Source organism: Myxococcus sp. AB025B, assembly GCF_006518215.1.
Lineage (GTDB): Bacteria > Myxococcota > Myxococcia > Myxococcales > Myxococcaceae > Myxococcus > Myxococcus fulvus.
Genome location: NZ_SRLW01000269.1, coordinates 1 through 13573, shown reverse-complemented (window position 1 = coordinate 13573; position 13573 = coordinate 1). Strand labels below are relative to the sequence as shown.

At 69.7% G+C, this 13573-nt stretch carries 6 protein-coding genes; 5 read left to right on the top strand and 1 reads right to left on the bottom strand.

All coding sequences use genetic code 11. The features are described 5' to 3' along the window. The 3 genes from FL311_RS33065 to FL311_RS33055 all read left to right on the top strand — a co-directional run. The coding region (locus FL311_RS33065) for an efflux RND transporter periplasmic adaptor subunit (protein WP_141331541.1) at positions 1-1042 on the top strand (1042 nt) is incomplete at its 5' end. Beyond that, positions 1039-4632, top strand: coding sequence for an efflux RND transporter permease subunit (locus FL311_RS33060; RefSeq protein WP_141331539.1), 3594 nt, complete (start codon positions 1039-1041; stop codon positions 4630-4632). The genes FL311_RS33065 and FL311_RS33060, both read left to right, overlap by 4 nt. A 96-nt stretch (positions 4633-4728) precedes the next feature. Further along, entirely contained in the window at positions 4729-7608 is a 2880-nt protein-coding gene (locus tag FL311_RS33055) for a PAS domain S-box protein (RefSeq protein ID WP_228557245.1), read from the top strand. An 8-nt stretch (positions 7609-7616) separates the two neighbouring features. Here the strand turns inward: FL311_RS33055 and FL311_RS33050 are convergent, their stop codons facing one another. Beyond that, a complete protein-coding gene (locus tag FL311_RS33050; RefSeq protein WP_141331535.1) occupies positions 7617-10421 on the bottom strand; it encodes an aminotransferase class I/II-fold pyridoxal phosphate-dependent enzyme in 2805 nt (934 codons plus the stop codon). 259 nt (positions 10422-10680) lie between these two features. Here FL311_RS33050 and glsA point away from each other — a divergent pair, with 259 nt between their 5' ends. Together glsA and FL311_RS33040 are read left to right on the top strand one after the other, a co-directional pair. Continuing rightward, positions 10681-11844: a glutaminase A gene (glsA, locus tag FL311_RS33045; RefSeq protein ID WP_141331533.1), complete on the top strand. Its 1164-nt coding sequence runs from the start codon at positions 10681-10683 to the stop codon at positions 11842-11844. A gap of 255 nt (positions 11845-12099) precedes the next feature. Beyond that, positions 12100-13296 carry a porin gene (locus tag FL311_RS33040; RefSeq protein WP_141331532.1) on the top strand — a complete coding sequence of 399 codons (1197 nt, stop codon included), beginning with the start codon at positions 12100-12102 and terminating at the stop codon, positions 13294-13296. The last annotated feature ends 277 nt before the right edge of the window (positions 13297-13573 follow it).

The window sequence follows — 13573 nt, the reverse complement described above, 5'->3', positions numbered from 1 at the left end:
GCCCACCGCCGTGCGCATCGCCACCGTGGGCCGCGCCGGGACGACGGCGGATGCGCGCTTCTCCGCGGAGATCCAGCCCGCCACGCGCGTGGACCTGGCCTTCAAGGTCGGCGGCTACGTGGAGTCCATCGCGAAGGTGAAGGACGTGGACGGACGCCCCCGCCTCATCCAGGAAGGCGACGCCGTGCGCGAGGGCATGGAGCTGGCCGCGCTGCGCAAGACGGACTACTCGCAGAAGCTCACCGAGGCCCGCGCGGCGCTCTCCCAGGCCCGCGCCGCCGAGGAGCAGGCGCGCATCAACTTCGAGCGCACGACGAAGCTCGTCGCCGCGGAGGTGTCCACGCCCGCGCAGCTCGACGCAGCCCGCACGCAGAAGGACAGCGCCGTCGGCGCCTCGGCCGTCGCCCAGGCCCGCGTGGAGGAAGCGCGCACGGCGCTCGAGGACACCCAGCTGCGCTCGCCGCTCTCCGGCGTGGTGCTCAAGCGCACCGTGGAGGTGGGCGTCCTGGCCGCGCCGGGCACCGTCGCCTTCTCGGTGGCGGAGACGCGCAGCGTCCGCGTGGTGTTCGGCGTCCCGGACACGCTCCTGCCCAGCGTCCGGCTCGGCGCGCCCCAGGCCGTCATCACCCAGGCCTTCCCCGGACAGCGCTTCGAGGGGCGCATCTCCCGCATCGCGCCCTCCGCGGACCCCAAGAGCCGCGTGTTCGCGGTGGAGGTCTCCATCCCCAACGAGGACCAGCGACTCAAGCCCGGCATGGTGGCCGCGCTGTCGCTGCGAGACGGCGGCTCCGCCCGACTCCAGCCGGAGCTGCTCGTGCCGCTCTCCTCCATCGTCCGCGCGCCCGGCAAGCCGGACGGGTTCGCCGTCTTCGTGTTCCAGCAGCAGGACGGCGAGTCGCTCGTGCGCGCCCGCGAGGTGGAGCTGGGCGAGTACCTGGGCAACGTCATCCCGGTGCGCAAGGGGCTGGAGGCCGGTGAGCGCATCGTCGTCACCGGCGCCAGCCTCCTGTCCGACGGCGAGGCGGTGGAGGTGATTCCGTGACGCCCGAGCAGGCGGAGCAGGCGGAGCGGGAGCGCGACGAAGCGCTGGTGCGCCACAAACACAACACGGCGCGCTACTTCACCGAGAAGCGGCAGGTGGCCTGGGTGTTCCTGGCCTTCACGCTGGTGTGGGGCGTCTACGGCTACTTCAAGATGCCCAAGGCGAAGGACCCGGTCATCGCCGTGCGCGTCGCGGTGGCCACGTGCCTGTGGCCCGGCGCGGAGGCGGAGAAGATTGAACAGCTGGTCACCCGCCGCATCGAGCAGAAGATCTCCGAGAACGCCAGCGTCGAGAAGATCGAGTCCATCAGTCGCACCAGCCTGTCCGTCGTCTACGTCACGCTGAAGGAGGACGTCGCGGACCGGGCCAAGGAGTTCGACGACATCCAGGGGCGGCTCGACACGATTCGCGACCTGCCGAGCGGCGCGGGGCCGGTGCAGTTCCTCAAGGACTTCGGCGACACCGCGACGCTGATGCTCACGGTGGCCAGCCCCCCGGCGAACGACGTGGAGCTGGAGCTGCGCTCGCGCGCCGTCGCCCGCGCCATCGAGGACGTGCGCGCGGCCACGTCGTCCTCCGCTCCCCGGGCCACGGTGGTGGTGAGCTTCCCGCCCTCCATCAACGCGACGTCCATGCAGCGCCTGGGAGACCAGGCCCTGCGCTTCTTCGACGCCCTGCCCGAGACGGATGACGCGCGCTTCATCCAGAGCCCCGGCTTCATCGGCGTGGACATGGCCACGTCCCTGGACGACGACACGCTGCTGCGACACCTGCGCGCCTTCGCCCAGGACCACCTGAGCCTGTCGGAGCTCCACCCCGACGTGTGGCGCCCCATCATCGTCCGCGACCCGACGGACGTCCGCGCCCGACTGACGGCGAACGCGGGAGACCGCTACAGCCACCGGCAGCTCGACGACTTCACCGACACGATTCAGCGACACCTCCAGCGGCTGCCCGTCGTCTCCAAGGTCACCCGCGTGGGCGTGCTGCCCGAGAAGATCTTCCTGGAGTACTCGCAGGAGCGCCTCGCCTCCTACGGCGTCCAGGCCTCGGGGCTCTCGAATCTCATCTCCGCGCGCAACATCACCGCGCCCGGCGGCATCCTGGAGATGGGCGGCAAGAGCATCACCATCGACCCGTCGGGCGAGCTGTCCAGCGAGCGCGAGCTGGGAGACATCGTCGCCACCACGAGCACCAACGGCACGCCGGTGTACCTGCGCGACATGGTGGACGTGCGCCGCGACTACCAGAGCCCGCCGCGATTCTTGAACTACCTGGACGCGCGCAACGCCCAGGGCGAGTTCGTCCGCAACCGCGCCATCACCCTCGCCGTCAACATGCGCCCGGGCGAGCAGATCGACGCCTTCGGCCACGCCGTGAGCGAGGAGCTGGCGCACGTCCAGCGGCTGCTGCCCGAGGACCTGGTCATCCGCCGCACCTCGGACCAGCCGCTCCAGGTGAAGGAGAACGTGGACCTGTTCATGTCCTCGCTCTACGAGGCCATCATCCTGGTGGTGCTCGTCGCGCTCATCGGCTTCTGGGAGTGGAGGACGGCGCTGCTGTTGGCCCTGGCCATCCCCATCACCCTGGCGATGACCTTCGGGCTGATGCACCTGTTCGGCGTGGACCTGCAGCAGATCTCCATCGCGTCGCTCATCATCGCGCTGGGCCTGCTGGTGGATGACCCCGTCGTGGCCAGCGACGCCATCAAGCGCTCGATGTCCATGGGGTGGAAGCCGCGCATCGCCGCGTGGCTCGGTCCCACGAAGCTGGCCACCGCCATCCTCTTCGCCACCCTCACCAACATCGCCGCCTACCTGCCCTTCCTCTCGCTGCCTGGAGACACGGGCAGGTTCATCCGCACCCTGCCCATCGTCCTCACGCTGTCCCTGGTCGCCTCGCGCGTCGTCTCCATGACGTTCATCCCGCTGCTGGGCTCCGCCATCCTCCGCGCGCCCTCGACGGAGACTCCCGCATCGGAACAGAAGGCCTCGCGCTTCGCCCGGAGGTACCAGCAGGTCGTCGGCTGGGCCATCGACCACCGGCTGCTCGTCGTTGGCGTGGCGCTGCTGGTACTCGTCGCGGGCGCGCTCGTGGGCACCCGCGTCCGCTCCGCCTTCTTCCCCAAGGACCTGTCCTATCTGTCCTACGTGGACGTCTGGCTGCCCGAGGACGCCACCCTCACCGCGACGCGCGACACCGCCAGGGACGCCACCCGCATCCTCCAGGAGGTGGCCGAGGAGTACGGCAAGGCCCACCCGAGCGACGGCAAGCCGCGCCAGGTGCTCGAGTCGGTGACGGAGTTCATCGGCGGCGGAGGCCCGCGCTTCTGGTTCTCCGTCGCACCGGAGCTCCAGCAGCTCAACTACGCGCAGCTGGTCGTCCAGGTCCGCGACAAGGAGGACACCCGCATGCTGGTGCCCTTGTTCCAGGACGCGCTGTCACGCCGTATCGCCGGGGCGCGCGTCGACGCGCGCGAGCTGGAGACGGGCAAGCCCGTGGGCATCCCCGTGTCCATCCGGGTCTCCGGCGAGGACATCTCCGTGCTGCGCGACATCGCCGAGCAGGCCAAGGCCATCTTCCGCTCCGTCCCCGGCACCGCGCGCACGCGCGACGACTGGGGCAGCGACACGTTCTCCGTGAAGCTGGAGGTGGACCCGGACCGGGCCAACCTCGCGGGTGTCACCAACCTGGACGTGGCCACGTCCTCCGCCTCGGCGATGAACGGAATGACAGTGGGTCAGCTGCGCGAGGGCATCCATCAAATCGACATCGTCGCCCGGCTCCGCGCCGAGGAGCGCGCCCAGCTGGGTGACATCGAGAACCTGTACATCAGCTCGCGCAGCGGGCCCCAGAAGGTGCCCCTGCGGCAGGTCTCCCGCGTCGCCTACTCGCTCCAGACGGAGAAGATCCGCCGCCGCAACCAGTTCCGCACCATCACCATCTCCACGTTTCCGCAGCAGGGCGTGCTCGCCTCGGAGGTCTTGAAGGAGGCCCGCCCGAAGCTCGATGAGCTCCAGCAGCACCTGCCCATCGGCTACACGTTGGAGATCGGCGGCGAGGCGGAGGAGCAGAAGAAGAGCTTCGCGAGCATGGTCGTCGTGCTCGGCATGCTCATCGTCGCCATCTACGTGGCGCTGGTCATCCAGTTCAAGAACGCCGTCAAGCCACTGGTCGTGTTCGCGACCCTGCCCTTCGGCGCCGCGGCGGCGCTGGTGTCCCTGGTCATCATGGGCGCGCCCTTCAGCTTCATGGCCTTCCTGGGCATCATCAGCCTGATGGGCGTCATCGTCAGCCACATCATCGTGCTCTTCGACTACATCGAGGAGGCCCACGAGCGCGGAGAGTCCCTGCGCGAGTCCCTGCTCGACGCCGGGGTCCACCGCCTGCGGCCCGTGCTGGTGACGGTGGGAGCCACCGTGCTGGGGCTCATCCCCCTGGCGCTGCACGGCGGCCCGCTGTGGCAGCCGCTCTGCTACGCGCAGATCGGCGGACTCACCGTGGCCACGGTGCTCACCCTGCTGCTCGTCCCCGTCCTCTACACGCTCTTCGTGAAGGACCTGCGCTGGATTCATTGGGAGGAGCGCTGAAGCAGGCGGCGGAGCGGTCGCCGCCGCGACATTGGTCAACGACAGGACGTGACTCCAGTTTCGTGGATGGAGGTTTCGTCGCGCCCTCTGGAAAGGGTGCTCGACTGGCTGGTCCCGCTCGTGTGCACGTTCACCGTCCTGGTGACGGCCACCGTGCTGGCGGGCTGGGCGATGGCCAGCGAGCGGCTCACCCGTGTGGTCTTCCTCCCGGGAGCCGGGGTGATGATGCCCCTCACCGCCGTGGGGCAGTTCTCCATCGGCTGCGCGCTGTGGCTGCTGAGGAGGAAGTCGGCGGAGCGCCTGGCAAGGGGACTGGGGCTGGCACTGGCGCTGCTCGCCATGGTGCTGGGCGGACTGGTGCTGCTCGAGTACCTGACGCGGCGGGATTTCGGGATCGCCCCCCTCTTCTTCGCGGACACCCTCACCCGGCTGTCGCCGCACATGCCGGGCCGGCCGTCTCCCCTGACAGCGGCGAGCCTGGTGCTGCTCGGGTCCGCGCTGCTGCTGCTGCACGTCAGGACCCGCTCGGGGTGGCATCCGGCCCGTCCGCTCGCCCTGCTCGTCGCGCTCGTCTCCGCCCAGGCCCTCATCGGCTATGCGTATCTGGAGGAGGCTCCGCTGACCGCGTTCATCGGGCAGCGGGCCTTCGGTCCCTACACGCCCATGGCGCTGCACTCGGCGCTGTTGTTCCTGCTGCTCTCGGTGGGAATCCTCTCCGTGCATCCCCGATATGGACTGATGGGGGTGCTGCTGCGGGACGATGCCGGCGGCCTCATGGCGCGCAGGCTGTTGCCCGCCGTCATCACCCTGCCGCTGCTCGTGTGGGGGCTGCGGCTGGTCAGCGAGGAGCTCGGCTTTCGCAGCGGCCCGTTCGGTACGTCGGTCTTCGCGCTCGTCACGGTGCTCGCCTTCGTGCTCCTGCTGGCTCGCAACGCGAACGCCCTGTCCCGACTGGACGCGCGCCAACGCGAAGTGGCGCAGTCGTTGCGCATCTCCGAGGCCCGCTTCGCCGGCATCGTCAACAACGCCGCGGACGCCATCATCGCCGTCGACGAGCAGCGGAACATCACCCTGTTCAACACCGGCGCCGAGCGCATCTTCGGCTACGCCGCGGGCGAGGTGCTGGGCAGGCCGATGGACCTGTTGCTGAGCGACCCCCTGGAGCTCCCGGCACGGGAGGCCGTCGGAACAGGCCCGGGCGACGTAGAGGGAAGACCCCTGTCCGGCCGTCGCAGGAGTGGGGAGGTGTTTCCCGCGGAGGCCACGCTCGCCGACGTGCGGGTGGATGATGTCGCGTTCAGGGCCGTCATCCTGCGCGACCTGAGCGCGCGGGTGCGAGCGGAGGAGGCCCGGCGCAACCGGGAGGAGCTGTTCCGCACCGCCTTCGACCATGCCCCCATCGGCATGTCCCTGGTTGGCCTGGACGGACACTTCCTGAACGTGAACGAGGCGCTGAGCCAGATGCTCGGGTACACGCGCGAGGAGCTGTGCACGATGACATTCCAGGACCTCACCCACCCGGAGGACCTGGAGGGGGACCTGCTCCAGGTGGGGCGGCTGCTGGATGGGGAGCTGGGCACGTATCAGCTCGAGAAACGCTACCGTCACAAGCTGGGCCACTTGGTGTACGTCCTGCTCACCGCGTCCCTCGTCCATGATTCGAAGGGCAGACCGCTGCACTTCATCTCCCAGGTGCAGGACATCTCCGAGCGCAAGCAACTGGAGCGGGAGCAGCACCTGCTGGCGGAGGCCGGGCCCAGGCTCGCCAGCTCGCTGGACCCGGGGACGACGGTCACCACGGTGTCGCGGCTGCTCGTCCCCACGCTGGCGGACTTCTGCGTCGTGACGATGATCGACGAGCACGGGCAGGTCCAACGCCGCGAGTGCCTCGCCTCCACGCACGAGAGGACGCTGTTGATGGAGGAGCTGTTCGGCGCGTATCCGCAGGCCCACCTGCGGCGGGGGCAGGCGTTGGCGGAGGTCTTCACCAGCGGCCAGCCGCTGCTGCTGGAAGAGGTCCCCGCGTCGCTCCTGGAGAGCACCGCGGAGGATGCCCGGCACCTGGACCTGCTGCGACGGCTCGCGCCCCGCTCCATCATCGTGGTGCCACTGAGCGCGCGCGGACATACGGTGGGCGTCGTCGCGCTGGGAACCTCCGAGTCCGGGCGGAGCTACGGGCGTCGGGACCTGGCGCTCGTCGAGGAGGTCGGGCGGCGCGCGGCGCTGGCCATCGACAACGCGAGCCTGCATGCGCGCTCCGAGCAGGCCACGCACCTTCGCGACGAGGTGCTGCGCATCGTCGCCCATGACCTGCGCGCGCCCCTGAATGTCATCTCGCTGAGCGCGGGGACGATGATGAAGCGCTCGCCGGCGGAGCGCGCCGCGGACTCGCGTCCACTGACCTCCATCCAGAAGGCGGTCACCCGGGCGACCGCGCTCATCGAGGACCTGCTGGATGTCGCGCGGATGCAGGGCGGCAGCCTCACCGTGGACCGTCGGCCGGAGTCGACGATGGCGCTGCTCACGGAGGCCCTGGAGCTGCACCGGGCGCTGGCCGAGGCCCAGTCCGTCCATCTCCAGTTGGACGTCAGCCGCGACACGCCGGACCTCTTCGTGGACCGGGACCGGGTGCTGCAGCTCTTCTCCAACCTGATTGGCAACGCGCTCAAGTTCACCCCGATGGGCGGCTGCATCGTCCTGCGCGCGCGCCCATGGGGGGAGATGGTGCGCTGCTCGGTGAGCGACACGGGCTCGGGGATTCCCCCCGAGGACCAGCACCGCCTGTTCGAGCCCTTCTGGCAGGCCCGGAGCCGCGCCAAGGAAGGCGCGGGCCTGGGGCTCACCATCGTCAAGGGCATCACCGAGGCCCATGGCGGCCGGGTCTGGGTGGACAGCCAGCCTGGACTCGGCACCACGTTCTACTGCTCACTGCCCGCCATCCACTCGGCGGACAGCTCCCTCACCTGGCACGTCTGAGGCCACGCTCAGTGCGTCGCGGGCGTGGACCCGTTGTGGCCCGGCGCGTGGCGTGGGCCGCGCGTCCGGGGCACGGGGACCTCCGGTGCCGGGGTGCTCGCGGCGCGCTCCAGTGCGGCCTCCGTGAAGACACTCAGCCCGAGCTCCGGCCGGTAGCCGTGGACCTCCTTCACGTCCAGCTTCCGCATGAACTCCACGATGCCCGGGCTCACCTCCTGCCCCGGCACCAGGATGGGGAAGCCCGGCGGATACGGCACCACGAAGCGCGTGGACACCAGCCGCCGCCCCGAGTCCAGCGCCTGCGCGGCCTCCGGCAACGTCACGAACTCCGCGTTCTCCTCGCGGTACGCCAGGAAGAAGGCGCTGCGCAAGTCGCCCTCCCCCACGCCGCCCGACGGCTGGAACGCCGGATGGAACCCGCTGAAGTCCGGCAGCGGCGGCAGCTCCTCGGTGATGGCGCGCACCTTCGCGTCGAACAGCCTGCGCTCCGCGCCCGTCGCCTGCGCCAGCGTCGCCTCCAGTCGCTCCGCCTCGTGCCGGAGCCCGTCCAGGAGGAACGACAGCGAGCCCCACGTCACGCCAATCGTCGCGTTCATCAGCACCGTGTTGATGGACGTGTGGTTCACCTGGATGCCCAGCCGCTCCATCAACACCTTGCTCCGGAACTCGAACCCGTTGCGCCCGGTGAGCGCGGTGAAGAGCGTCAGGCGCGTGGGGTCCAGCACGAACTCGTCCTGCGCCCACGCCCGCGTCAGCTCGTCCACGCCCGCCGAGCCCGGCCCCACGTAGCGGTTCAACCCCGAGCTCCGGAACACCTCCGGCACCATCTGCTCCGCGTCCAGCAGCCGCAGGTAGCGATGCAGCAGCGGGTCCTCGCGCAGCCGCTCGCGCATCCGCATCGCCAGCTGGTAGGCCTCCTTCACCATCGCGAAGCCCTCCAGGTCCATCTGCCGGCGCGCCAGGTCCAGCGACGCCACGAGCTGGTGGTTCGGCGACGTGGTGATGTGCGTGAAGTACGCCTCCGTCAGCGGCGCGGCCGCGCGGCGCTCGAAGTCCTCGTCCCAGACGTGCAGCATCGAGGCCTGACGGAACGCCGACAGCGACTTGTGCGTGGACTGCGTCGCGTACACGCGCACGCGCACCTTGTCCGGGTCCGGCAGCAGCCGCTCCTCCAGCGCGCGGGCCCCCGCCACCGCGTCGCCGTCTCCGCGCCGTGCACGCCACGCCCGGTACTCCTCGCGGTACGCGCGGCTGCGCAGCCGCTCCGCCAGCTTCTGCGCGGCCCGCATCGCCGTGCGCTGACGCGCCAGCGGCATGAACGTGGCGTAGGCGAACCACGCCTCATCCCACAGGAACGCCAGGTCCGGCTTGATGGCCAGCAGCTCCTCCATCACCCGCTCCGGGTGGTAGACGAGCCCGTCGAAGGTGCAGTTGGTCAACACCACCAGCTTCACCCGCTCCAGCCGCCCCGCGGACTTCAGCTCCAGGAGCTTCGCCTTCAGCGTGCTCAGCGCCACGCCGCCGTACATCGCGAACTCCCGCACCGGATACGCGTCCAGGTACACCGTGTGCGCGCCCGCCAGCACCAGCCCGTAGTGGTGCGACTTGTGGCAGTTGCGGTCGATGAGCACCACGTCACCGGGCTGGAGCAGCGTCTGGTGGACGATCTTGTTCGCCGTCGACGTGCCGTTGGTGACGAAGAACGTCTGCTGCGCGCCGAACGTCCTGGCCGCCTTCTCCTGCGCCTGCTTGATGGAGCCCGTCGGCTCCAACAGGGAGTCCAGTCCACCCGCGGTGGAGGAGGACTCCGCCATGAACAGGTTGGGCCCGTAGAACTCCCCCATGTCCCGCAGCCAGCGCGAGTTGTACACCGAGTGCCCTCGGGCAATCGGCAGCGCGTGGAAGTTACCGATGGGGCGCGAGGCGTAGTGCTTGAGCGCGTCGAAGAACGGCGTCCGGTAGCGCTCGCGCACGCCGTCCACCACCGTGACGTTCAGCTCGTGCGCGGACTCGTACCGGTAGAAGACGCGGTCGAACAGGCGCTCGGTGTGCATCTCCCGCCCCACCAGCGACTCGTCGGTGATGAGGTAGACATTGAGGTGTGGACGCAGGCGCCGCACCCAGCGCGCCACCACCAGCCCCGCTTCGTCACCGTTGCGCTCCGCCTCCGCGAGGATGGGCTCCAGCGTGGAGCGCAGCTGCTTCACGGGCGAGCGCGAGCGCAGCGGCAGGTCCTGCCGCACCACGCACACCTGCACGTCGTCGTTGACGAGCACCGCCACCAGCGCATCCTCCACCGAGCGCACCTGGAGCAGCTCGTAGAGGAACTGGTGCTCCCCACGCTGTGCCTCGAGCATCCCGCGGTGGACCCGCTCGAAGTCCGCCGCCGCCATGTCATCCACCACCAGCGTGGTGAAGTAGTGCGAGCCCTCCGGCGCCGCCGCGCGCGTCCCGTCCAGGTCCGTGAGCAGACAGGCGCGGTCGCGATGCAGGCTCAACAAGCCCACCAGCCGACGCACCTCCTCGGCCAGCTCCTCCACGTCGTGCCGACGCGCCATCTCCGCCAGCCTCTGCAGCCGGGCCTCGCCCGGGAACACGAAGAGCCGCTCGATGGGGTGCACCTCCGCGAAGAGCGAGAGCACCTGCTCCAGGTTCTCGGGCGACACCTGCCCCTCGGCGTGGCGTGCCTCCAGCCGCGTCACCTCCTCCCGAAGCCGGTTCCACACGTCCAGTCGGACCTGCTCGGGATTGAAGACCGCGGACAACAGGTGTGCCTGGACACCGGACTCCAGCGAGCTCAGGGGCTCCGCCATGGCGGCACGCCCTCCTTTCGTCGGCGGGCACGGGCGGAGCGCCGTGCGACTCGACGTCGGACAAGGTAGGCGCCACGTCATCGACGCGAAGCCCGGACGGCGGGGAGGGTTCCTGGGCCCACGCATGGACGCGAGGGCCTCTTCGCTCGTGCGCTCCCGGCGTTGCCGCGCGGCCGGGCGGCCCCCACTCCTCAACCACCGAAGCCGACGCGCCGGCTGCCTGCGCTCGCGGGCGCCCACGTCGCTGGGAGGAGATGACATGAAGCTCGCAAGCCGCAGTCGCAGAAGCTGGTTGCTCTCCACGTGTCTGCTGGCCCTCGCGGGCCCCGGTGTCGCGCTCGGCGCCGCGCCCAAAGCCAAGCCCGCCACGTCCCCGACGACCGCCCGCCCCTCCCCGGGAGACGAGGCGATGCCGTCCGAGACGGACATCCAGCAGGCCCTCCAGAAGGCCCACAAGCAGTTCAAGGGGACGAAGGAGGGCAAGAACGCGGACTACATCCCGTACCTGGCCAAGGTGGACTCCAACCTCTTCGGCCTGGCGCTCGTCACCGTCGACGGGAAGATCTACACCGCCGGCGACGCGGCCTCACCCTTCCCCATCGAGTCGCTCTCCAAGCCCTTCACGCTGGCGCGGCTGATGGAGGAGGTGGGCGCCAAGAAGGTCGAGGACAAGATTGGCGTGGACGCCACCGGGCAGCCGTTCAACTCCATCGTCGCCATCGAGATGAACGAGGACCACCGCGCCGGCAATCCGCTGGTCAACGCGGGCGCCATCACCTCGGTGAGCCTGATTCCCGCGAAGACGCCCGATGAGCGCTGGAGGAAGATCAGCGACAACTTCAACGCCTTCGCGGGCGAGCCGCTCTCCGTGAACGAGGAGGTCTACAAGTCGGAGACGGACACCAACACGCGCAACCAGTCCATCTCCGCGCTGCTGGAGTCCTACGACGTCCTCGGCTCTCCGCGCGAGCAGGCGCTCGACCTCTACACGCGGCAGTGCTCGGTCAACGTCACGGCCCGGCAGCTCGCCACCATGGGCGCCACGCTCGCCAACGGCGGCATCAACCCCGTCACGGGTGAGCGGGTCATCAGCCCGGACACCGCGCGGCGCACGCTGGCGCTGATGGCCACCAATGGTCTGTATGAGAACACCGGCGAGTGGCTCTATCAGGCCGGCGTCCCCGCGAAGAGCGGCGTGGGCGGTGGCATCGTCGCCGTGGTGCCGGGCCGCTATGCCATCGCGGCCTTCTCCCCGCCGCTCGACAAGGCGGGCAACAGCGTGCGTGCCCAGCGCGCCATCACCCATGTCGTGAACTCGCTGGGTGACAACCTGTACGCCGCCACGCCTGGCGGCGCGGGCACGATGGGCACCGGTGGCGCGGGCCGCGACGGCGCGGAGCAGAAGACGCCTCCGTCGCCATAGACCCTCGCCGCCGTGGTTCGCGGGCGCCTCTTCCCATCACGAGGGAGGGGCGCCCTCTCACGTTGCGTGTTCGATGAGCCCCGTCCACGAGGACGAGGCCGCTGTCCGTCAGCCATCGTCGCGCCGCGCCCGCCGTCCGCTCGCGGATAGCGCACGACGCTCCCGACTGGCGCCCTCCAGACGCATGCCCACCGTGCCGCTCGGCCCCGGCGAGTCGCCTCGCTTGGGGGCCGCGCTCATTCGAGGGAACAGGGCATGCGCTGGATACGAGTGGCGGCGGTGGTGGCGGGCGTGAGCGGACTGCTCGCCCCGACGGAGAGTCACGCGCAGGACGAGAAGAAGGACGACGACAAGCCCACCATCACCGGAGGCTATGATGAGAAGAACGGCTTCCACGTCCAGTCCGAGGACGGGAACTACCTGCTCGGCATCGGGCTGCAGGCTGGCTACAAGCTCGAGCCCGTCTTCCTGGATGGCAAGGCCGAGTCCCGCACGGCCTTCTCGTTCCTGCGCCCCATCATGCGCGGCAACGTCTTCCGCCCTTGGATTCGCTTCTGGACGTCGCTGGAGCTGGCGGACCCGCCGCTGTACCTGCTCGACTCGCTGGTGGAGATCCAACCCTGGGACGAGCTGGGCGTGCGCGCGGGCCAGCAGTACACACCGCTGAGCCGTCACGAGTCCTGGGGCCCGCAGCAGATCCTCTTCCCCGAGTTCGCCACCATCGCCAACTACTACTGGACCGGTCGCGACAAGGGCGTGACGTTCTTCGGGACCATGGACTGGCTGGAGTACTACGTCGGCGTCTACGGCGGCTCTCCGCTGCGCAGCGTCCGCTCCGAGTCCGACAAGTATCAGCTCAACGCGCGCGCCACCTTCTCCCCCATGGGCAAGCCTGGCTACGGCGAGCTGCCGTACATCATGTCCGGCGACAAGGAGCCGCCTCCGCTCAACGTGTCCTTCACGCTGCAGGGGGCCGCCGGCGACGTCTCCCAGGTGAAGGAGAACTTCAACCCGGAGTCCGGCGTCTTCGAAATCCTGCGCGAGGGCGAGCGCCGCTTCGTCACCGGCGGCGTGGACCTGTTCATCCAGGCGCGGCGCTTCAGCCTCTTCGGCGAGGCGTACATCAGCCGCGTCGACCCGATGAACAACGCGCGCAACTTCTCCAGCTTCGGCGCGTGGATGCAGGCGGACTACGTCGTCTACAAGAAGACCGTGGATGTGGGCGTGCGCCTGAGCTACCTCAACCCGAGCTTCGACCTGGACGACGACCTGCTCTACATTGGCGAGGCCCAGCTCGCCTGGTTCGTCAATGCGCCGCACCTGGCGTTCAAGCTGCGCTACCAGATTGCCCACCAGGAGGCCGCCAACGGCGCGGAGGACGCCTCCGTCGTCATTCCGAAGGACCCGGGCACCTCGCAGCTCATCACCCTGCAGCTCAACCTGGCGTTCTAGCGCCACCGTCTGGCGGGCATCCAGGCGGCGCGCGCATCGTGCCTGTCGCTGGCAAGCAGACGCCGCCAGGCGCCCCATCGACGGCGGGGCCCGCACCTGTAGCGCCCCACGCTACAGGCGGGCCGGATTCGTGACCCTCCAGGCTACGCCCCTGTCTCGAGGGCGGGAGTGACCCCAGGGTGAGGGTGGAACGGCACACCCGCTGCATTGTCGTGGAGTGCCACACGGTCGGGCGCAACCCACCACGACCGTGCGCTCCGTGCAGCAGGGGGGCCGG